20 protein-coding genes and 1 tRNA gene are annotated in these 21,172 nt (G+C 30.5%); 6 read left to right on the top strand and 15 right to left on the bottom strand.

All coding sequences use genetic code 11. From position 1 onward, the window contains the following. The gene (locus ACRASX_RS08905) at positions 1-297 is read right to left on the bottom strand and encodes a DUF493 family protein (RefSeq protein ID WP_432220946.1); all 297 of its coding nucleotides are present in this window, start codon (positions 295-297) and stop codon (positions 1-3) included. 292 nt (positions 298-589) lie between these two features. On the opposite strand from ACRASX_RS08905, the gene ACRASX_RS08900 reads away from it, so the two are divergent. The 5 genes from ACRASX_RS08900 (at position 590) to ACRASX_RS08880 (ending at position 5,169) form a co-directional block, all read left to right on the top strand. After that, a complete protein-coding gene (locus tag ACRASX_RS08900) occupies positions 590-1,123 on the top strand; it encodes an AAA family ATPase (protein ID WP_066307525.1) in 534 nt (177 codons plus the stop codon). 65 nt (positions 1,124-1,188) lie between these two features. Continuing rightward, a complete protein-coding gene (locus ACRASX_RS08895) occupies positions 1,189-3,084 on the top strand; it encodes a RecQ family ATP-dependent DNA helicase (RefSeq protein ID WP_432220945.1) in 1,896 nt (631 codons plus the stop codon). Further along, complete coding sequence (gene fmt / locus ACRASX_RS08890; protein WP_432220944.1) at positions 3,084-4,031, top strand: methionyl-tRNA formyltransferase; 948 nt, start codon at positions 3,084-3,086, stop codon at positions 4,029-4,031. The genes ACRASX_RS08895 and fmt overlap by 1 nt, the downstream gene beginning before the upstream one ends. A gap of 180 nt (positions 4,032-4,211) precedes the next feature. Next, positions 4,212-4,484 (top strand): HU family DNA-binding protein, encoded by a 273-nt coding sequence (locus tag ACRASX_RS08885; RefSeq protein ID WP_066307532.1) that lies wholly within the window; start codon positions 4,212-4,214, stop codon positions 4,482-4,484. A gap of 124 nt (positions 4,485-4,608) precedes the next feature. Continuing rightward, positions 4,609-5,169, top strand: coding sequence for a YqgE/AlgH family protein (locus ACRASX_RS08880; RefSeq protein ID WP_066307722.1), 561 nt, complete (start codon positions 4,609-4,611; stop codon positions 5,167-5,169). Positions 5,170-5,173: 4 nt separating this feature from the next. On the opposite strand, the gene ACRASX_RS08875 is transcribed toward ACRASX_RS08880, so the two are convergent. Then, positions 5,174-6,007 carry an aminotransferase class IV gene (locus ACRASX_RS08875; protein ID WP_432220943.1) on the bottom strand — a complete coding sequence of 278 codons (834 nt, stop codon included), beginning with the start codon at positions 6,005-6,007 and terminating at the stop codon, positions 5,174-5,176. Positions 6,008-6,060: 53 nt separating this feature from the next. Beyond that, complete coding sequence (locus ACRASX_RS08870; protein WP_066307536.1) at positions 6,061-6,453, bottom strand: START-like domain-containing protein; 393 nt, start codon at positions 6,451-6,453, stop codon at positions 6,061-6,063. 153 nt (positions 6,454-6,606) lie between these two features. On the opposite strand from ACRASX_RS08870, the gene ACRASX_RS08865 reads away from it, so the two are divergent. Then, positions 6,607-6,680 (top strand) — tRNA-Met (locus ACRASX_RS08865). A gap of 346 nt (positions 6,681-7,026) precedes the next feature. On the opposite strand, the gene ACRASX_RS08860 is transcribed toward ACRASX_RS08865, so the two are convergent. The 12 genes from ACRASX_RS08860 to ACRASX_RS08805 all read right to left on the bottom strand — a co-directional run bounded on the left by ACRASX_RS08860 (position 7,027) and on the right by ACRASX_RS08805 (position 21,158). Then, entirely contained in the window at positions 7,027-8,283 is a 1,257-nt protein-coding gene (locus ACRASX_RS08860) for a tyrosine-type recombinase/integrase (protein ID WP_432220942.1), read from the bottom strand. Beyond that, a complete protein-coding gene (locus tag ACRASX_RS08855) occupies positions 8,280-8,714 on the bottom strand; it encodes a hypothetical protein (RefSeq protein WP_432220941.1) in 435 nt (144 codons plus the stop codon). The genes ACRASX_RS08860 and ACRASX_RS08855 overlap by 4 nt, the downstream gene beginning before the upstream one ends. Positions 8,715-8,876: 162 nt before the next feature. Next, a complete protein-coding gene (locus ACRASX_RS08850) occupies positions 8,877-9,326 on the bottom strand; it encodes a hypothetical protein (RefSeq protein ID WP_432220940.1) in 450 nt (149 codons plus the stop codon). A 69-nt stretch (positions 9,327-9,395) separates the two neighbouring features. Next, positions 9,396-9,749 carry a hypothetical protein gene (locus tag ACRASX_RS08845; RefSeq protein ID WP_432220939.1) on the bottom strand — a complete coding sequence of 118 codons (354 nt, stop codon included), beginning with the start codon at positions 9,747-9,749 and terminating at the stop codon, positions 9,396-9,398. A gap of 244 nt (positions 9,750-9,993) precedes the next feature. Further along, positions 9,994-10,269 (bottom strand): hypothetical protein, encoded by a 276-nt coding sequence (locus tag ACRASX_RS08840; protein WP_432220938.1) that lies wholly within the window; start codon positions 10,267-10,269, stop codon positions 9,994-9,996. A gap of 740 nt (positions 10,270-11,009) precedes the next feature. After that, positions 11,010-11,453, bottom strand: a complete 444-nt coding sequence (locus ACRASX_RS08835; protein ID WP_432220937.1) for a hypothetical protein — start codon at positions 11,451-11,453, stop codon at positions 11,010-11,012. A gap of 4 nt (positions 11,454-11,457) precedes the next feature. Then, a complete protein-coding gene (locus ACRASX_RS08830; RefSeq protein WP_432220936.1) occupies positions 11,458-12,111 on the bottom strand; it encodes an RNA polymerase sigma factor in 654 nt (217 codons plus the stop codon). Positions 12,112-12,143: 32 nt separating this feature from the next. Continuing rightward, positions 12,144-12,455 carry a hypothetical protein gene (locus ACRASX_RS08825; protein ID WP_432220935.1) on the bottom strand — a complete coding sequence of 104 codons (312 nt, stop codon included), beginning with the start codon at positions 12,453-12,455 and terminating at the stop codon, positions 12,144-12,146. A gap of 663 nt (positions 12,456-13,118) precedes the next feature. Beyond that, positions 13,119-13,814, bottom strand: a complete 696-nt coding sequence (locus ACRASX_RS08820) for a M48 family metallopeptidase (protein WP_432220934.1) — start codon at positions 13,812-13,814, stop codon at positions 13,119-13,121. Beyond that, positions 13,814-16,864 (bottom strand): type I restriction endonuclease subunit R, encoded by a 3,051-nt coding sequence (locus ACRASX_RS08815; protein WP_432220933.1) that lies wholly within the window; start codon positions 16,862-16,864, stop codon positions 13,814-13,816. Before ACRASX_RS08815 ends, ACRASX_RS08820 begins: the two co-directional genes overlap by 1 nt. Further along, on the bottom strand, positions 16,861-19,392 hold the full coding sequence (locus ACRASX_RS08810) for a GmrSD restriction endonuclease domain-containing protein (protein ID WP_432220932.1): 2,532 nt from the start codon (positions 19,390-19,392) through the stop codon (positions 16,861-16,863). Before ACRASX_RS08810 ends, ACRASX_RS08815 begins: the two co-directional genes overlap by 4 nt. Further along, positions 19,389-21,158 carry a DUF262 domain-containing protein gene (locus tag ACRASX_RS08805; RefSeq protein ID WP_432220931.1) on the bottom strand — a complete coding sequence of 590 codons (1,770 nt, stop codon included), beginning with the start codon at positions 21,156-21,158 and terminating at the stop codon, positions 19,389-19,391. The genes ACRASX_RS08810 and ACRASX_RS08805 overlap by 4 nt, the downstream gene beginning before the upstream one ends. Positions 21,159-21,172: the final 14 nt, after the last annotated feature.

Genomic DNA, 21,172 nt, shown 5'->3' with positions numbered 1-21,172 from the left:
TTATAGTGAAACTATTCCTTCGATGGTTGAAACTTCTTTGTATTTGCTAATAATTTGATCGGCACTTTTCATGGTTACGTCTACAGAAACACTAGTAAATTTACCGGTTTTTGATTGTGTCGTTTTAATTACAGCACCAAGATTGTCAAATGCTTTTTCGACTGTTGTTACATTATCAGCAAGCGACGGAACAATAAATTTAAATAAATATTCGGCTGGCCAAGTGTTACTATTGTCCAATTCCGTTTTTAATCGCTCGTAAAATTCGGTTACTTTTTTATCTTTTTCGTTCTCCATTATCTAATAAAATATCAGCAAATATACGGTTTTGATTTTAGAATCTAGAAAACCCATTTGGTAAATTTAAAAGATCAAAACAGTACTGCTTTTTTGTGTTTTCTTGGCATAAAAGAAACTATGTCAATTCAATAGCCCTGATGCAAGGGAAAATCCTGCCGTTTATTTTCGGCAGATTTGGAAAGGCAGCAGGAACCCATGCCTAAAAAAAAGCCAAATCTTTCGCTCCTAACTCAAATAACCTTTTTAATTCTGAATTAGTTTAGGTAAATTTGCCCTTTATTTTTAGAGTGTGCAAAAAGAAATTATAGTTATTATTGGCGGTCCGGGAACGGGAAAGTCAACCATTATAGAAGGGTTAGTTACCAAGGGTTACTGTTGTTATCCTGAAATTTCGCGCGAAGTAACGATGGAGGCGCAAAAGCAAGGAATCGATCAATTGTTTCTTGAAAACCCGTTATTGTTTAGTGATATGCTTTTGAAAGGAAGGATAAAGCAGTTTGAAAGCGCGCTGCAAGAATCGTCTGAAGTGGTATTTATTGATCGCGGTATACCCGATGTTGTGGCGTATATGGATTTTATTGGTGACTTATACCCCGAACGTTTTGCGGCAGCTTGCGAGCAATGTAAATATTCAAAAATATTTTTGCTTCCGCCGTGGGAAGAAATATATCTGAGCGACAGCGAGCGATATGAAAACTTTGAACAAGCTACAATTATATACAATCACCTCATTCAGACCTATCAAAAGTATGGTTACGAATTGATTGAAGTGCCAAAAGACACGGTTGATAACAGAATTCTTTATATCTTAGATAAGATTTAGGTTCGAATTCTAATTATTTTGTAAAGGTACCGTGGTCTATTTTCCTAACTTTAAATTAATTACGAATGCCAGAAGCGTTAGCAATTCTTCAAAAATATTGGAAACACGATGCGTTTAGACCTTTACAACGCGAGATAATTGAATCGGTTGCAAATGGTCACGATACCTTGGCTATTTTGCCTACTGGTGGTGGCAAATCGATATGTTTTCAGGTTCCTGCTTTAATGAGAGAAGGAATTTGTCTTGTCGTTTCACCTTTAGTTGCGCTAATGAAAGACCAAGTTGCCAATTTGCAAAAGCGAAACATTAAAGCTATTGCAATTACAGGCGGGATTCATACCGAAGATTTAATTGATTTACTGGACAATTGCCAATATGGAAATTACAAATTTCTCTATGTTTCGCCAGAACGTTTGCAACAAGATTGGGTTTTAGATCGCATAAAAAACTTACCTATAAATTATATAGCCATTGATGAAGCACATTGTGTGTCGCAATGGGGACACGATTTTAGACCGGCGTATTTAAAAATTATTGATCTAAAAAAATACTTTCCTAAGATTCCCTTTATTGCTTTAACGGCAACTGCAACTCCTGCGGTAAAGAAAGATATTGAAATAGAATTAGGGCTGCAAAATACTACAATTTTTCAGCAATCTTTTGCTAGAGCAAACATTGCTTACATGGTTTTTGAGGTCGAAGATAAATTATACCGCACCGAACAAATTTTAAAGAAAAATCCGCAACCTTCTATATTATACGTTCGCAATCGAAAATCCTGCATCACACTTTCGCAGCAATTACAATCTTTAGGTTTTACTGCTACTTTTTATCATGGAGGTTTATCTTCTAAAGAAAAAGAAAAACAGATGAATTTGTGGCTGAATGAAGATGCACAAGTTATGGTTGCGACAAATGCATTTGGAATGGGGATTGACAAGCCAAATGTAAAAACTGTTATTCATACACAATTGCCCGAAAACATCGAAAATTATTATCAAGAAGCAGGACGTTCTGGGAGAAATGGCGAAAAAGCATATGCCGTGGTCTTAACTAGTGTTTCGGACATTATGCAAACGAAAGCACAATTTTTGGATGTTCTACCTGATAAAAAATTCTTAAATACTCTTTTTGTCAAATTATGCAACTCCTTTCAAATTGCTTACGGCGAAGGAATCAACGAACAATTTTCGTTTAATTTGAATCAGTTTTGTACCAAATATAATTTTCCAACTTTAAAAACCTATAACGCCTTGCAATTTTTAGATAAACAAGGTATTATTACTTTATCCCAAGAATACTCGGAAAAAATCTCGCTGCAGTTTTTAATTGAATCTAAAGAAGTGATTCGATACATTAGTTTAAATCAAAATGACGAGGAAATTATCTTAGCTATTTTAAGAACATATCCCGGTGTTTATGAAGTAAAAACTCCCTTTAATGTGAGTTTAATAGCAAAAAAATCGAATTCTACTGAAGCAGAAGTTCTGGTCGTTTTAGACAAATTAAAAGAAAAAGAAATTATCGCTTATAAAGCTAAAAACAACGATTCTTCTATTTTATTTAATGAAGTTAGAGAAGATGACCACACAATAAATAGAGTTGTTAAGTATCTTGAAAAACAAAATTTATTGAAAAAAAATCAGCTTCAAAGTGTTTTAGAGTACGTAAAAGACAAAAAAACATGCAAAAGCACCTTACTACTCGCCTACTTTGGAGAAACGGCAGAAAAGAATTGTGGCATTTGCTCGTATTGCATCAATCAAAAACAACGGCAAAAAGACGATCGATCTATTAAATTAGCAATTGTAGCGTTATTGCAAAAAGAGAATTTAGATTCGAGAGTACTTGCTACCCAAACCAATCATAGCGATAAAGAAATTGTTTTTGCTTTGCAAGAACTTTTAGAGAATAATGAAATTGCGATCTTACCGAATAATAAATATACACTAAAAAGATAATGACAAAATTAAGAATTGTATTTATGGGAACTCCCGAATTTGCTGTCGGCATTTTGGATACCATTGTAAAAAACAACTATGAAGTTGTCGGTGTAATTACTGCTGCAGACAAACCTGCAGGGCGCGGGCAAAAACTAAAATATTCAGCGGTAAAAGAATATGCTCTAGCACAAAACTTGCCTTTATTACAACCTACTAATTTAAAAGACGATTCTTTTTTAGAAGAATTAAAGAGCTTAAATGCCAATTTACAAATTGTTGTTGCATTTAGAATGTTACCAAAAGTAGTTTGGGAAATGCCAGAACTAGGCACATTTAATCTTCATGCTTCGCTACTACCTAATTACCGCGGCGCAGCTCCTATTAATTGGGCAATAATTAATGGTGAAACTAAAACGGGAGTAACTACTTTTTTTATTGATGATAAAATTGATACTGGCGCAATGATTTTAAGTTCTGAGATCGAAATTGAACCAAACGAAAACGCGGGCGAATTGCACGATCGATTGATGAACTTAGGGTGTCAAACTGTTATTGATACACTGCAAAAATTGGAAGATGAAAATGTAGTTACGACCATTCAAGAAGAACCTGCTGACATTAAAACTGCTTACAAACTTAATAAAGAAAACTGTAAGATAGACTGGAACGACACTGGAGCAAATATCATTAACCTGATTAGAGGTTTAAGTCCGTATCCTGCTGCGTGGTGTTTTTTAAAAGATGAAGCCGACGAAATGTCAGTAAAAATATACGATGCACAATTTAGCATGGAAAGCCATGATTATAAAATTGGAAAAGTAATTAGTACAAAGAAAGAATTAAAAATAACGATTAGTGATGGGTTTATAATTGTAAATAATTTACAGCTGCCGGGTAAAAAAAGAATGAAAACCGCTGAATTATTAAATGGAGTTCGTTTTTCAGAGCAGGCAAAAGTGCACTAAAGTCAATAAAACAGGGAGGTTAAGCGGTTTAACGATTTTTTTTTGTTACTTTTATGAACAATAAAAGCAAGTTATCAACAATTTTATCTAAAATTAAACAAAATACTTGCGAGGTACGGATTTCCTACTAAATTTGTGTATTAACAATTTTTTTTAACCAACAATTAATAACTAATAATTATGAACAAGTCTGAATTAATCGATGCTATCGCTGCTGACGCAGGAATTACAAAAGCTGCTGCTAAGTTAGCTTTAGAGTCATTTTTAGGAAACGTAGGAGCTACTTTGAAAAAAGGTGGTAAAGTTTCCTTGGTAGGTTTTGGATCATGGTCAGTTTCTGCTAGAGCTGCAAGAGATGGTAGAAATCCTCAAACTGGAAAAACAATTCAAATCGCTGCAAAAAACGTTGTAAAGTTTAAAGCTGGTGCAGAATTAGAAGGAGCAGTAAACTAAGAATTAGTTTTACAAGCTAAAATATATTAAAACCTTCCATATGGAAGGTTTTTTTTTGCGGTTTGACGATTTATTTTGTGTAATTAAAAATAAATTTGTTAAATTTAATAAAAATTGTAACCGCATGATTTCAGAAAAATTAAAAAAGGGGCACCTTCTTATCTCGGAACCTTCTATAATTGGAGATTTATCATTCAATAGATCAGTCATTTTATTGGCAGATCACAACAAAGAAGGCTCAATTGGCTTCATTATTAACAAGCCATTGAAGTATACTATTAATGATTTGATCCCCGAGATTGAAGCTTCCTTTAAAATATATAACGGCGGTCCTGTCGAACAAGATAACTTGTATTTTATCCACAATATTCCGGATTTAATACCAAATAGCATTGAAATATCTAATGGAATTTATTGGGGTGGCGACTTTGAGTCAACCAAAGTTCTTATTAATGCTGGTCGAATTAACAAAAACAACATTCGCTTTTTCTTAGGATATACGGGTTGGGACGAAGACCAATTGGAACACGAGATGCAAGAGAATTCTTGGATAATAACTGACAATAACTACAAGAATAAAATTATCGGCAAATCGGCTACTCATTTCTGGAAAGAACAATTGGTAGAGTTAGGTGGTGATTATGTTATTTGGTCTAATGCTCCAGAAAACCCATATCTCAACTAAGAAATTACGCTATAAAGTCATTCAGTTTTTTTACTAAAATTTGAGAGACAATTGTTGAAAATTCTTTTTTGCGATATTTTGTTATCGGGCGAACTCCCATAATTACATTGGTTACAAATAATTCATCTGCTTTTTGTAATTCAAAAGGAGATATTACTTCTTCAACAACTTCTAAGGTGGATTCTTTTTTTGCCAGTTCTATAATTTGCTTGCGCATTACTCCGTTCAAACATCCTTCAGAAATTGGCGGAGTAATTAGTTTGTTTCCTACAACCATAAACAAGTTTCCTTGCAATGCTTCAATTACATTTTTAGCGTCATTAAGCAGCAAACAATTATCTAAGTCATTCTCATTTGCAAAAATACTCGCTGTAACATTTATTAATTTATTGGTAGATTTTATAGACGATAAAAGCTGCTTGGTTACATAGAAGTCTTTGTAGAGATCAACTTCGTATGTATCGGTATAAGCTATATAATTCTGGTTGTTTAGACTGATCGCATGGATCAAGTATGAGATTTCGTTTGAAGTAGGTAAATACAAGCCTCCGCTGTTTCTAAAAACAGTTATACGAGCTCTTGCCGAACTAGCAATTCCATTTTGATTAACTAAACTTAGAATTTGGTCTTCTAAAAATTCCATTGTAAAGTTCATCGGAATCTCCATTCGAACCACACGCATCGAAGCCATTAAGCGAAAATAATGATCCTCTAAAAATAAGATCTTATTATTAATGATTTTAACGGTTTCGAAAACACCATCACCGTATAAAAAAGCGCGGTTATTCGTTAAAATATTATCTTCTTTTGCTACTACTGTTCCATTAAAATTAATCATAAAAAAGCCCTGAATTTTGTTCAGGGCAAATATAAGTTATAATAAAGACATTTCTAAACAGAACCGATAAGATGTTTTAAGTCTGAAATTTGGTTTTCCCATAATTGTCTTGCCTCGTCCAGCTCATCTTCTTCAGCAAAATCTACTACCATCAACGAAACATCTTTGGTAATTTCGTCAACTAAAATATGTAACTCAAAATAATATTCTGAATCTTTATTGTTATCATCTACCCATTTAAATTTTACTTTCTCTCCCGTCTTTTTTGAAGCAAGACGTGCTTTCTCTTCGGAATCATTCCAAATGAAAGTAAAAAACTCTCCTCTTGAATTAACATTATCTGCGAACCATTCCGATAGACCAGATGGTGTTGAGATATATTGATACAATAACTGAGGTGACGAGTTTATAGGGAACTCTATTTCGTAACGTACTTTTTGATCCATGTGCTACATTAAATTTTTTGGAAATATATAGAATATTACTACGTAAAAAAAGTATTTTGAAAAATATTTTTTTTTCTTTGTTTTATGCTTGTTTGCATTGATATTATTTTTATATTTGCACCCGCAATAAGGAGCTACTTTCTTATTTACCTTGGCGAGGTAGCTCAGTCGGTTAGAGCGCAGGATTCATAACCCTGAGGTCACGGGTTCAACTCCCGTCTTCGCTACAAAAACAAACCCTTAAACAACAACTGTTTAAGGGTTTTTTATTGGAATTAAATCTAAAACAATTAATTACATTATTTATCGAGTGAGGTTATCGAGTGAGGTATTATCAAAAAACATTCACTTCCATCTTGTAGTTAACCGTAAAAACACCAATGTAAAATCATTTATAAATTGACTAATTGAAAGAAGTAATCAATAAAGTATAGCAATCTCTAATTAACAAATAATCTCACGATAGTTTTTATCAGTATTTTTAAAAATAAAAAAAGGGTAAACTTTAATCAAAAAGTCAACCCCTATATTTTATCTCACCTACTTCTTATAATAATCTCTAATATTACAATTTTAACCGAATATCTTAATTTTAATACTCGCTTCCTCAATTGGCGACAAGATTTTTGGATCTAGATAAAACTCTTTTAAAACTCCATTAGTTGAATGAGAAGATAAGACTTTTGTATCATCTCCCATTACGTGATTTACCCAACTTAAATAGGTCTTTCTTAAATTCTTCAAACCAATTTCTTTAGATATACCAGCTCCTTTTCTATAATGAGTAAAAGCTTTTGATAATGCGTCCATTATTGTTCTGGAAGTAACATCTCGATCTGGAAACAAAATGTATTCGTTCGTATCCTTTTTTTGATTGTAACCCATTTCTAAAAGCAATTCGTTTAAGTCTTCATTTATAGGAATATATTTAAAAACATTTTTTACTTTTTTTATCCGCTCGACCTTTAAATTCCCCACTTTAAAAAACTTCACTCCATTTACCGTAATAAAAATATCATCCCAACGTAAATCAACTACTTCCTCGCGTCTTCCTCCTGTTAATAAAAACAATTTGAAACCTGCTTTCAAATATGGCTTAAACAAATTTTTCTTTTCACCTTTTCCTCCTAAAGTTTTTACTGGGTCATAATTATCAATAGCAAGCAAAATAGATTCGAATTCTTCTTTAGTAATAGACTCTACTTCAGATTTCAAAACCACTTTTGCTATATAATTTCGCATTGGATTTTTCATTTCAATATCTTCAATATCAATTAAAAAAGAAAAAAAGAATTTCACTCCATTCATACATTTATTAAATGTCCTCGGCGCATATATTTTTTCTGCCATCACATAAAACTTTGAAATATCACTATTAGTTATACTGTTTATTCTAGCTATTTCGATATTCTTATACTCCTTAAGACTTTTTAAAAAAACCGTACAGTATCTAATTAACTCATCTCTATAAGCTTGGCTTATATTCTTTTTTAAATGAGCATATTGATTTGCTCCATCTAGATATTGATTGAATTTAATGACCGCATCAACAATCGAGTAGTCATTTCCTTCTTCCGAATTAATTACTGGAGAAGAATAGCTTCGTGCAATCAAATCCTTTTCAAAATTAACCGCTTCAATTACAGCATCATTATATTCCCTAGATAACAAAACCTTTGTCTTCACTCTTTTAGCACTACCAGGCACATGAACCCTTACTCTATATATCTGAGAATCTAAATGTTTACATTTTGGATTATCTCGCAAGCAAACTTTGCAGAAAATTTTCAAGCCTTTGTGCGATTTTTTAGGCAGAGATAACTTTATCATGATATTAATTTTTTAAATAATTCAACATCTCTTTTATTTTTCTTTATCACTCTTGTACTTGGCATTATACAGACCTCACCTCCTAAACTCAGCACGACCATCTCATAAACAGCATCGTCCTTTGCGATTATTTTATATCTCATCTCCCACTCATTTGGATGTGAGACACGTAAATCTCTTACTCGAACTTTATCAATTTCGCATTCAACGTCAATTTTATATACATAGTTAAACTTAGATCTTTTATATATTTTAATGTTATTAGAAGTAAGCCATCTCTTTACACAGTCAATATCTCTCATATTAATCATAAAACCCACCTCATGCAGTGATAATGTGCACAAACTACCAACACTAAAATCACTATTAAACAAATCAACTGATGACATTAGTGGATTTATTATTTCTTGTTTAATTACATTTTTATTCATTTTTAAATTGTTATTATTTTTTATAGATATAAACAAATGATTTAAAAATCTATAATTAGGAGTTTGCTATATAAAACTAACTTAACAAAAACCTTCTTATTGCCTATATTTACTGAAGTTATTAATTTCTTTTTTAATTTGCATTCTTTAAAATAAATTGTTCTAAACATTTATTTCAGATCCACTTACCATTCTGGTAAACTTCAATTTTAATCCAGTCCTCCATTTTATAGGTACTAAACTACCAAACCATTCAGAGGGCTTACTTCCCTTCATTAAACCAACGACTTCTAATCTACTAACAGTATCGGGTTTTATTTTTGCAATATGCTTCAGTTTACCCCACGTATGCAATCCTTTGGAAGAAACTTCAATTCTTGCACATCCACATGTTACTTGTTGCTGAGCAAATGTTAGTGGATAAATTATTCCTTCTGATAAATACGATTTTGTTGCTGTGTTTTCCCAGGTTTGATTTGAAGAAACCCATGCGATCGGTTTTTCTTTTTTGGCCACAAATGCAGTAGCTTGTCTTATCTCTTGACTAGTTATAATTTCCTCTAGTCGTTCAATACTTGTATAATGATAAAATTTATTCGCAGTGTTTTTCATGATGTTTTTTTTTATTATTTATTATTAATGTGTAGAAAGCATTCATACCCTCTATTTTACTATTAAAGATTAGACGTTGTATAATGAAATTAGACAAATAGTATGTTGGTCAAAAGGAGCATCTATGCGTTCAAATATTTCATCAAAAAGTCCATTATAGTTAGGGATTTGTAAACAAAACTTATAATGCTCCAAAGTAATTCCAAGATCTTTTTTTAAGAAAGGACTTTTAATAAGTCTAGATTTAACCTGAACTTTGCTGCATTTTTTGAAATCTTTTTTCATATTTGCCTCTAGGAAATTATACTTAAATTCAGCATCACCTTCACATTCATGTGCACAATATCCAATGTGGGTGATTACCCCATTACTACAAATGGGAAAAATGTTAACAATTTTTGATTTACCTACTGTTCTATTCATGATTTTTTTTATGATTAATTTTATTGTTTGTAATATTTTTCTCGAAGGCATGAGTTTCCCGCTTCGACTATTTCACCGAATTGTACTTGTGTGATAAATTTGATTTTGAATAGTATTGTAATTCTCTACAACAACTTAATATTTCTCGTAAACCACCTGAGATGATGGACAAATATTGTATTTGAAACTATTTCGCTTGAGTTTACCTAACTCTAACTAATCGTATTCTGGAAAACTATAAAAATTAATAAAAACTATCAATTTTTTCAATTAGATAATAACAATTTAAAGACCAATTACTTTTATTTTTAACTTCATTTGCAAACCAATCTTCGATTATGAAATTATTAGAACCAATAAAAAATAGCAATCTAAATACCCAATACTCATCCTCAAGGGTATTTCTCATAAATTCTTTAAACCAATAATCTACTTGTTGTTGTGTATTGAACTGACAACTACTTTGTAACAAAGCGCGAAAAGCATCTTTGCGTGTTCTGAACTGAAATTTTTTCTTCATATTTATATAATTTATTTTTAAACCTGTTTACTTATTCTTAGATCAATTTGAAGTACATATTTTATTCCTAAAAATTGCCAACAGAGAACACCACATTCTATATTTTTATTTAAATCCTCTTTCCCTATCATCTCTTTAATACTTATCGTTAAATTTTAAAAAGGTAACCTCACTTGATGACATTTATTTAAATATGTTTTGACAACCTCTCTTTTATACTTATCGCCGAATTAAAAAAAGGTAACCTTATACCTGATGACATTTATTTAAAATCTCTTTTAAGAAGGTCTCTTTTATATTTACCGTCGAATTAAAAAAAGGTAACCTTATACCTGATGACATTTATTTAAAATCTCTTTTAAGAAGATCTCTTTTATACTTATCGTCGAATTAAAAAAAGGTAACCTTAAACTTGAAGACATTTATTTAAAATCTCTTTTGAAAACCCTAACATTTATCCTTATCGTTGAATTTAAAAAAGACAATCTTATACTTGATGACATTAGTTAAATACCTTTTAAGAAGCTCTCTTTTATACTTATCGTCGAATTAAAAAAAGGTAACCTTACTTGGTTTAGTTGTTTTAAAATCTCGTATCAGTACATCGCTTATATACTTATCTTAGAATTTAAAAGGGCAACTTTGACAATACATTTTCGTGGAAAAACAAAAAAAAGGGCGTAACAATTAAATGTTACGCCCTTTTGTTTAAAATTAAATTTTACTTTATAATTTAAAATTTATTGATCAGAATTGGAAATTTGGTTTTTCAATCTTTCAAAAAACAATGGCAATTCTTCTTTTATTCTTTTTCGCTCAGCAATTTCCGAAGCCTTTTTCAAAATATAGAAAAACTCAACCTCACCTTTAAACGAAGTTCCTTTTGAATTCAATAGTATTCCAATTGCTTTTGAAGTATTTCCTTTCACATATTCTTCTGCTAATTCTTTAATTAACTTTGAATATATAATAGGAGTTTTTGAAATTAATTTTTCTTTTACCTCGTTGCTCAGATTACAACTAGTGATTAGTTTATAAATCGGTTTTCCATTTGTCTCAAAAATAAGCAGAGAATCAACAAAACTTTCCCAAAAATCTTCTGATGAAGTTTCAATATTAAAATTAGATACTTTTTCTAGTTTAGGAATTAAATATCCTTTAACTATTTCTATGGCTGTTTTCATTTGTTTAATTTATCTGAGTTGCTATTCTTAACCTTTTTATACACCGAGATCTTTGATTCCTTGTAACTTGATCACTAGCGTAATTAAATCTTTGCGTTAAGTCTGCTATACTGAACCCTTCATAATTAAATAAAGTAATAAGTTCATAGCAGTTTCCAACAGCAGTTCTGATACTTTCTAATGCTTGAGTTAAACTAACAATAGCATTCTCAACGAAATTTCTTTTTTCCTCCGAATCTTGCACTACTGAATTAAATAAATCATCGTCTATAGTTTCAAAATCGAGTGAATTAGTATCAATTCCAAAATCGATATCCTCCTCATTTTCAACATCAATACTATCATTTTCATTTAAAGAAACTGACCTAATCACCTTAGTTTTATCTATAAATTTGTAATAACAAATCTTGTTTAAGTAAGCTTGAAAAGTACCTGTTAAAGTAAAAGTACCCTTTCTAATGTTTTCAAATAAAACAACCATAGCTTCTGAGAATAAATCTTCAAGGTCTTCATCATTAAAAACAGAATTTTTTGATCGTAAAAAAGATAAAGAACCCGCTCTACATATTTTATATAGAATTCCTAAATAATTTTCATTTTCATAAATTAACCCCAACAATTGAGCATCTGGGATAAGTAATAATTCTTCTTCGTTCATAACTTTTATAAATTAAGTATCTTTTGTTTTAACTATTCTAATCCATCTAAGATGTCGTCTAACAATAAGTAAAAATTAGACATATCAATAACCTTATCGTCATTATAAACATCATAATGACCACAGGTCTTCAAGAAAATATTTAACCAAATTGGCTGTATCGTATTTAATTTCTCAATCAAAACTAAATGTCCTTTGTCATTTTTCAGCCCAAGCATCTTAATAATTTTCTTGCAAGACAAAGTTCTAAAATCAAAGTCACTCGAAATTTTATAACTACCGGAGCTTTCATTGAATTCGATTCTATACTCTTCTAACTTTATCGCTATTATATTTTTTTTCATTTAAAATCTTACTAGATTATTTATATTTCAACAGAGTAGACTTCCTTTACATAAAGAAATAAGCCTTAAAGGGAATTTAAAATATAATGAAAATATCTTCATACTTTTAACTCATACGATGCATTAAAAACATAAAAAAGACAAAAGAGCTAAACAAAAACTGCTTAAAGCTTAATGTCAAGAACTTTACACAAAATATGTTTTTTTTACCAAAATATTTAGTTCATAAAATATATAAAGCATAAGTATCTTTGGTTAAAATTAATATATTGGTAAGTGGAAATTTAAAAACGCCGTCATTTAACTTTAAACTACTTATATTGACTATGATATACTATTTTATTTGCTTTTTAATAGAATAAAATATATAATTTTTAACATTGATTAAAAAAAATTACTGATTTGAAATGAAGATTATATGCTTTGGGATATTAGTGTATATTATTGTAGTGTCATGGCTTCAAATAACTCAATAACTAACTATAAAACAAATACTTACAACTTATCATTTATAAAATATATAACTTTTAAACACCAACAAAGTAATTTTTATGTTTGTTATAAAGACAACAATGATCTTTTACTACTCAGACCAGCGTATTTAAAACTAGGATGATTCAAATAGTTCAATTTAATAAAAAAGTGAATGTTCGAACCAAATTGCTAGATCGGCAACTCGTTCAAAATTTTCTTCTGCACTCTCCAGTCAGGCATAAATCGATTCATCAGTAGAATAAAATTTTTATTATGCTTTCTTTCTAGTAAATGAACTAATTCGTGAATCACTATGTATTCAATACATTCAATAGGTTTTTTAGCCAATTCAATATTAAATAATAATCTGTTGGATGCAGCGGCACAACTTCCCCATTTTGTTTTCATTTTTTGAATTTTGAAAGTAGGGCAAGTAACCTCCATTTTTGCTGCATGAAGAGCTATTATGGGTTCTATTTTTAAACGCAACTCTTTACGATAGAAATTGTACAGTGTTTTTTGTTTCTGAGCCACTGTCGCGTCTTTTACTGCGTGTAAAATGATCTTGGCATGCTGTACTGCTATTTTGGATCTTTTTGCCTCTACGACTTCCAGTAAGTATCTAGTTCCAAAATACTGATGACTTTCTTTGGTAATATATAATTTTTCTGCTTCGCGATCTTGACTGGCAATTTTCTTTTGCTCTCTTTTTATCCAGCCTAATTTGGTAGCCAAATAAATTTTGATCTTCTCTAAATCATAAAAATCAGGCGAGGACACTGTCACTTCTCCAAAAGGTGGATGAACGCTCAAGTGTAAATTTTTAATGGGTTTAAACTGAACCTCAACTTCAACCGATCCAATAATTACTTTCGTACTACTCATTAATACTCGTCTTTGTGAATTTCAATAATTTGGTAGACTTTCCTGGCTATTTCCTCATCTTCAACAATATCGCTAATTGCTTTTTTCACTTTACGCTGCTTCATCATATTTTCTCTAAAGCCATCTTGCTTGGCATAGTGAACCGCTTCATCGCATACCATTGCCAGTTGCTCATCTTCTAGCAAATGATACAACGCAACTTTTGCTTTTGAATTCAATGCTTTCGGAATATCTTCTTGCTGTCCCTTATTTACCATTTTGGTTAATGTAGCCATTCGGATAAGATATTCTTGATAGTCTATCATTTCTCTTTTTCGAGCTTCGATTAATTCTTGCAACAAAAGCGACATTTTATCAAAATACTTCGCATCCAATAAATGATTTTCTACAATTTTACTTCGCACATTATTTTCCATAATTTCCGAAACGGCTTCCTTATTTCCTCTCACTGAGGCAGGCATCGAAGCAATTGCATCCGCCATACTGGTTTCCATCAACTCTAACAATGAAATATCATCAAAAGGTGTGATTTTTTCCGATTCTTCGGCTTTGATATACGTATCAATTAAAAAACGCATATCGGCTTCAAATGATTTCAAATCAATCGTTTCGCCACTAGCAATTCGAATCAATTCTCTGATGCTTAAATAATTCTCTAATTTGGTTTTAAATCTCAGAATACTTTTTGCATCATAGCCTGCATTTTCAAAATCGGCTGCCATGTTTGTGTAGGCTCTAATATATTCAACGATGGCTTTATACAACGCCATACGTTTGTATTCATTGCCTTTTAATTCTTCTGCAATTTCTGTATTGCCACAGAAAAAACGAATATAATTCAAATCATTTTTGGGACTATCTACATTTTCGCAAATAGCTTCCACCGTTTCCATCGCTACTTCCAATCGGTCAGCTGCCTCTTTGATTCTATCTTTTAACTGAATATTTACTTCTTCATTGGTAAAACCTTCACTATCTAATTCGGAAGTATAAACATCAATGGCATCGGTTACTTTGCCAAACAGTTCCATATAATCGACGATATAACCATAATCTTTATCATCGGTATCCAATCTGTTCACACGACAAATCGCTTGGAACAACGTATGATCTTGCATTTTCTTATCAATGTAAATATAAGAACAAGGTGGTGCGTCAAAACCAGTTAGTAATTTAGAAACTACTATAAGCAATTTCATTCGTGCTGGCTCTTTTCTAAACTGCTCCTTAACGTTTGATTCGTAGGTTTCTGTTTTCGATTTATTCCCTTTTGGACTCACGTCTTTCAGTAAATCGGTATAGACTTTAAAAATGAATTCTTTGTCGGTGTCTGTATCTGCTCCTACATCTTCCTTACTGACATCACTTGCCATAGGATTATATGAAGTAACTATCGCACATTTGTTTTTAAATTCGGTGTTCAAAAACAAGGAATAATATTTGGCTGCTTCATAAATGCTGGAAGCTACCAAAATGGCATTACCCGTTTCGTGTTTTAGACGAGATTTGGTGCTAAAATCCATTACAATATCAGCTACAATTTTCTCCATTCTACTTTTAGAACTCAGCACATTTTGCATCGTTCCCCATTTCTTTTTGATTTCATTTTTCTGGAAATCATTCAAAGCAGCAGTTTTGGCTTCAAACCACTGGTCCACTTTGGTTTGAGAAGTCAAATTTTGCTCAATCGAACGTCCTTCGTACATTAAATCTTTTACTACGCCATCGACAACGGCTTCATTAAATTTATAGGTATGAATGTAGCGACCGAAAACCTGTTGTGAAGTCTTAGCATCTTGTTTTAATAAAGGAGTTCCCGTAAATCCTATAAAAACTGCATTATGCAATGCCGCTTTCATGATTTCATTCAATTTCCCGCCTTGCGAACGGTGGCATTCATCTACAAATACAAAAATATCGCCTTGCGTTTGAATGGGATTGTCTTTTAATTCTTTAATAAAGGTGTCGTAATCGGTTTCACCTTTTGCACCAAATTTATGAATCAACGAACAAATTAATCGTGGTCGAGACGATTGCAAATACATCATCAATTCCTTACCCGATTTGGCTTTGGCAATATCGGTTTCGCCAACATCATTGAACACACGGGCTATTTGGTCGTCGAGTTCCGTTCTATCTGTCATAATTGCAATGCGTGAATTGGGAATGTTTTCTAAAATCCATTTACCCAGCATTACCATCATCAATGATTTTCCAGAACCTTGTGTATGCCAAATAATACCGCCTTCTCTGCGTTTTACAAAATCTTGCGCTTCTCTTAAACAAAAATATTGATGCGGACGAGGTAGTTTTTTTACACCAGCATCGAAAATCACTCCGTTGTAAATCAAATCCAACAAACGCTCTTTGCTACAGATTTTTTGGAGGTATTTATCTAGTTTGTAGTCGCTGTTTTCTTGTTCATCTTCTTTCCAAGACAAATAATATTTCTCTGGCGTTTCAATGGTTCCATAGCGTAATCCTTGCGTATTATTTCCTGCCAAAACAATTTGCGTAGTCGTAAAAAACCATTCGGAAAACTTTCCTTGTTGATTAGAAATGTTTTGTCTAATACTCTCGGCAATATCTACGGTTCCTCGTTTTAATTCTAAAATCCCAATGGCAATTCCATTGATGTACAATACAATGTCTGGTCTGCGACTGTGTTCAGTATTGTTTAAAGTTACTTCTTCTGCAATAGCAAAATCATTCTTTTCCCAATGTTGCCAGTCAATAGGGAAAACGGTATCAAACTGTTCTCCCAATTCAGGACGCGCTTTTACGCCATAACGCAACAAATTGTACATTTTTTTATTGCGTTCGTACAAATTACCACTGCTTGTATTGGCTAATTGAGCCACCTCAGCAACTGCTTTATTGATCAATGCTTCGGCATACCCTTTCTTTTGCAAGAATGCTTTTAAATGGGATTGCTCTACATTACTGTTATTGGGGCGTTCTTCCCAATTGCCATAATAACTGTAACCCAATTGCTTGGTAAACAATTGAATGATGCGGTTTTGGGTAATTCGTTCTATTGGGTTGATCATAATGCTGTTTTTTTTAAATTTTGCATTAACATATTTAATTCTTCTACTATTGAATCAAAATGAACAGATTTAGAATAGTAATTAAATTTATCATCAAAGTCATAATTCAATAAACAATCTAAAACAATTGAGTCCATTTTTCTTTCTTTTAAAATATCTGCTTTGTGGTAAATACAGAAATTATAAAGATTATTTTCAAACGAATATCGTATATCTAATTGGTATTTTTTGTTTTTATAAATAAAACCAGTTATTGAAATACCAGGATGACCGCTTGATGTTTTATCCCATAAAAATTGAATTTTTTCAAATGGAAAAATTGAATCTACTTTAGAATTAATCATCTTTAAAAGATAAATACTTCTTAATTCTAAATGATAGCCAATTACTGTCTTTGATTGTAAAAGTCTTATATCTTCATTATCATTCCATCTAATTTCAAGTATTTTAGAATTTTGCAGAGGATACGGAGATTCTAAAAAATAAAATTGCCATTGATTACTATCATAAGTGTGAGAAATTATTATTCCCTTTAGGCTTTCATAAATGTCATCATTATCTCTATTCAGAACGTCAATCACAAGTTCATTTAATAACTTTAATCTTTTATCATCATTAAATACTCTCCTCCAGTTTTCATTTCTGCTTCTTAACGAATCCGTTTCTGTTTTACAAAAAGTATGATTGGAGCCAATTTGAACTAAATAGTCACCTTTAGTTAACAGTGCACGTTGTAGTAAAAAATCTGGTGTTTCTTTTTCAAAAAGAGATTCTAATATTAAACCTTTATTTTTAAATAAATCTAAATTGTAACTTTGACTTTCATCAAATGATAATTTTAAAATAAAACCAATTTGACCGTTAAAATAGTTATGGTTTTCAAACCTTTCAATGTTATTTTGCCATTCTTCAGAATCTAATAATGTGGCTTTTATTTTTTCTTCTTTCAGTTGATTTTCACTAAAAAACTTTAATTGGAAACTATCTGAAATTAGTATTTCACTTAATAAGTTAGTATCACTATAATGATTGTTAAACAAGTCGTTTATTGAGTGTAATGCGTTGTATAAGTTTTCAGGACTTTGTATATATGTATTGTAGATTAGATTTCTAATTACTTTAGTCCAATTTTCAAAATGTATAGAATTAGATATTGATGTGTTTTCAAAGTATTTTAATATTGAAAAATACATTGTTTGATCCCATAAATTAAGTGTAAATGATTTTTTCTTTACATAAGCTTCTAAAATTGTATTTGAGATAAATGGTGCTTTAATAGTTTTATTAATGTCATTAACTAGTTCGTTATCTTTACTTACGTTAATTAAGAATTGAAAAGACTTACTAATATGTTTTAAAGAATCAATAGAAAATAATTCAAAAATTGTTTCTTCTTCAGTATTTTCTTTTTTAATTTTTTGTACGAATCGACTTAATGGAATATATTTTACTTTTTCCTTATCATAGGAATCTGTATTTCTAACGTCTTGTAATAAACTTTTTAAATACTCAGGAATTTCTTTTTCAGAATTTGTTGCTAAATGATAGTTTATAGCAATTGTCTTTAAATAATTAAAGTAAAAATCGTCAAGTCCAGTATAATCTACATCTATGTTTTTCCAGAAAAACTCTAACCATTCTGTATCTAATTGTTTCCAAAAATTATTTAAAAACACTTTATCATTATCGTTTGTATACTTCTTATTTGTGTAATCTTGTAACCATGCTTTAAAGTGCTCAAAATCGGTAAGTTGTTTGCCTCTCTCATTCATTTTTATATATAATTCATCTGATTGATTTAGTGCATCTAAATCAAGAAAATCAAATGTAAAAGACAACTCTTCTAAATTAATATCATCAAAATTAATATTGTCATATTTTTTAAATTCATTATGAATTTGTTGTAGCATTACTAATGCTCCGCTAACAGTTGCATCGTAATCCCATTTATTTAAATACCAAGTGTAATTTTGAAGTTGTTTTTTTAAATTAGATTCTAAATTTGAATTAATGAGTGTAATGTTTTCTTCTTTACCTAGTTCTTCAAAAAAAGCTAAAGCAGCTTTACGATTATTGTATTTAAAATTAGTTAACCACATTGAATTTGCATTAGTTTTTCTAAGATTAATATACCAATACAATAAGAATAAAGTTGTTAAACGCTGTTGACCGTCTAAAGGTATAAAACGTAATGTATGAGATTTTTCAATATTTTGTGAATCAATAGTAGAATTGACATTTATTTGAAATTGATTTGCATACTGCTCTACTGTATATAATAATTTCTCTACTGCTTCCTTATGCAGTTGCATATTACGACTCTTATCTTTTCCTTCAAGTTTACCATATACAAAACCTAAATGCATATCTTCATTTTTGGAAACAGTTTGAACTAAATCTGTAATAAATTTTTCTCTAATGTAGGTAACATTGGGTAATTCTCTACCTTGTGCATAATCACGCTGAATTATCGGAATTTCAATAATAAATTGATTTATTAATTTGAAAAAAGTATATTTTTGAATCATAATTTTATGGATAGAAATTCTTTAATTTTATTTTCAATGTCATTAATGTAAGCTTCTCGGTCCATAGTATTCCAATAATTCATCTTAAGCTCGTTGGAAGGAGTTAAGCCTTTTTGAAAAACCATTTTTGATGCAACTGGAACATAAGCCCCTTCATTTAGGGGTTCACTAATTTCTAAAATCATTTCGCGTTTTTTCCTAAAAACTTTATTACCAACTTGAATATTCGTAACATTATCTAAGAAACAAAGATTTGTTAAACTATCTTTATCCAGTAATTCTTGTAATTGAAATTCAATCTTTTTAATTAAATAATTAGACTTTTCTAAATCTTTTAAGTCGATCTGTTGCCATAGTTTCTGAAGTTCTATATTTTCTAATAAATCTCTTCTTTCTTCGATAATTTCTTTTAACTCAATATGCCAATTCTCTAAATCCTCTATTTGTTCAAAACCCTTAGAGTTTTTAGCATAAATATGCTCAATATTCCAAGACTTTACTTGTTTAAAAAGATCAAATGGAAATTTATAATATTTATCGGTTAATTGGGCAACTGCAATATTATATAATAATAACATTGACGTTATACCTTTTTTACCGTATTTTAATTCGTCGGGATTGTAAACATCTTTAAATTCATTTTTGTCTTTAAAAAATTCATCCTTTAAAACTTCTTTTAAATATTTATTTAAGGTTTTTTTATTAGACTGTTCGTTGTAATGATTTATTACCATATGCACCGAAGTGTTGGTTAAATGAACTACCGCTCCCATTAAATGATACGTTTCCCGAGAATTATACCATTCGTCTAATTGATTATATAAAGATGATAAGCTTCTCCATTCTGGCTTATCATTAGATTTAAATGCCTTTTCGTATTCACGATAGGTATGAAAAAGGTCTTCTACTTTTTTTGCTTTTCCTTTTTCAATCTCTAATAACAAAGTTATTTTATTTGCTAATTCTCTATTATCTTTTTCATAATGAATAAAATTCCAAAAAGAGGGTACTTTTAAATGATGCTCAATATTGTTCCATTCATCTGCAAATTGGTTTTCTTCATATGATTTTCTTGTTTTATCATGAATGTTATTAAAATCTAAAGCATACAATCCTTTTATTAATTCGGCTTGATCTAAACTAATTTTACCATCATTGAAGTTGATAAATGTATTAGTTACATTGGCTTCTGCATTATTTTCAACATACCATATAACCTTTGTTTTATTTAGTAAATTATGTTCTAAAACAGCTTTGTGTTCTTCCTTTTTTAAAGAAAACCAATGTTTAATAATACAATATGCTTTAAAAAAATAGAAATTATCAACTGTATCTTTTACCTGATGGATTGGTAAAAATTCATTTTTCCAATGATTGGAAATCATTTTATCTAAATCATCTATTTTTATCTCTAAAAAATCAGGTATAATAAATGTATTTAGTTGTTGTAAGAAAGTATTTTCTCCTTCTTCATCACCTCTGGTTTCATATTTTAAATGATAAAAATCTTTGTTCAATAAAAATTTTAAAATTAAAAAGATCGTTGTCGCACGTTGTTGACCATCTATTAATTCAAAGTTATTTTCAGATTTCACTTTTACAACTAATGGCTGTAAACAATAGAAGTTTTCTTTAATAGCATCAAAAGAATAAATATCATCTAATAAAGAATAAATTTCACGCATTCCCCATCTGTAGCCTCTTTGATATTTATCGATATGAAAAATAAAACCTTCTAATTTTTTTATATACTGTAGTGCATCCATTTATTGTTTTTTAC

The sequence above is a fragment of the Flavobacterium sp. TMP13 genome, assembly GCF_050847115.1.
Classification (GTDB): domain Bacteria; phylum Bacteroidota; class Bacteroidia; order Flavobacteriales; family Flavobacteriaceae; genus Flavobacterium.
The sequence above is the reverse complement of the archived record's forward strand: the minus strand, read 5'-3'. Positions and strand labels throughout refer to the sequence as shown.

What these genes read in the sequence shown, in the direction of transcription:
- ACRASX_RS08810 (WP_432220932.1), bottom strand. Translation starts at nt 19,392, where the DNA reads ATGATTCAAAAATATACTTTTTTCAAATTAATAAATCAATTTATTATT.
- ACRASX_RS08905 (WP_432220946.1), bottom strand. Translation starts at nt 297, where the DNA reads ATGGAGAACGAAAAAGATAAAAAAGTAACCGAATTTTACGAGCGATTA.
- ACRASX_RS08870 (WP_066307536.1), bottom strand. Translation starts at nt 6,453, where the DNA reads ATGGATCAAAAAGTACGTTACGAAATAGAGTTCCCTATAAACTCGTCA.
- ACRASX_RS08815 (WP_432220933.1), bottom strand. Translation starts at nt 16,864, where the DNA reads ATGATCAACCCAATAGAACGAATTACCCAAAACCGCATCATTCAATTG.
- ACRASX_RS08850 (WP_432220940.1), bottom strand. Translation starts at nt 9,326, where the DNA reads ATGAAAAACACTGCGAATAAATTTTATCATTATACAAGTATTGAACGA.
- ACRASX_RS08880 (WP_066307722.1), top strand. Translation starts at nt 4,609, where the DNA reads ATGATTTCAGAAAAATTAAAAAAGGGGCACCTTCTTATCTCGGAACCT.
- ACRASX_RS08875 (WP_432220943.1), bottom strand. Translation starts at nt 6,007, where the DNA reads ATGATTAATTTTAATGGAACAGTAGTAGCAAAAGAAGATAATATTTTA.
- fmt (WP_432220944.1), top strand. Translation starts at nt 3,084, where the DNA reads ATGACAAAATTAAGAATTGTATTTATGGGAACTCCCGAATTTGCTGTC.
- ACRASX_RS08845 (WP_432220939.1), bottom strand. Translation starts at nt 9,749, where the DNA reads ATGAATAGAACAGTAGGTAAATCAAAAATTGTTAACATTTTTCCCATT.
- ACRASX_RS08885 (WP_066307532.1), top strand. Translation starts at nt 4,212, where the DNA reads ATGAACAAGTCTGAATTAATCGATGCTATCGCTGCTGACGCAGGAATT.
- ACRASX_RS08855 (WP_432220941.1), bottom strand. Translation starts at nt 8,714, where the DNA reads ATGAATAAAAATGTAATTAAACAAGAAATAATAAATCCACTAATGTCA.
- ACRASX_RS08895 (WP_432220945.1), top strand. Translation starts at nt 1,189, where the DNA reads ATGCCAGAAGCGTTAGCAATTCTTCAAAAATATTGGAAACACGATGCG.
- ACRASX_RS08805 (WP_432220931.1), bottom strand. Translation starts at nt 21,158, where the DNA reads ATGGATGCACTACAGTATATAAAAAAATTAGAAGGTTTTATTTTTCAT.
- ACRASX_RS08840 (WP_432220938.1), bottom strand. Translation starts at nt 10,269, where the DNA reads ATGAAGAAAAAATTTCAGTTCAGAACACGCAAAGATGCTTTTCGCGCT.
- ACRASX_RS08825 (WP_432220935.1), bottom strand. Translation starts at nt 12,455, where the DNA reads ATGAAAAAAAATATAATAGCGATAAAGTTAGAAGAGTATAGAATCGAA.
- ACRASX_RS08830 (WP_432220936.1), bottom strand. Translation starts at nt 12,111, where the DNA reads ATGAACGAAGAAGAATTATTACTTATCCCAGATGCTCAATTGTTGGGG.
- ACRASX_RS08835 (WP_432220937.1), bottom strand. Translation starts at nt 11,453, where the DNA reads ATGAAAACAGCCATAGAAATAGTTAAAGGATATTTAATTCCTAAACTA.
- ACRASX_RS08820 (WP_432220934.1), bottom strand. Translation starts at nt 13,814, where the DNA reads ATGAGTAGTACGAAAGTAATTATTGGATCGGTTGAAGTTGAGGTTCAG.
- ACRASX_RS08860 (WP_432220942.1), bottom strand. Translation starts at nt 8,283, where the DNA reads ATGATAAAGTTATCTCTGCCTAAAAAATCGCACAAAGGCTTGAAAATT.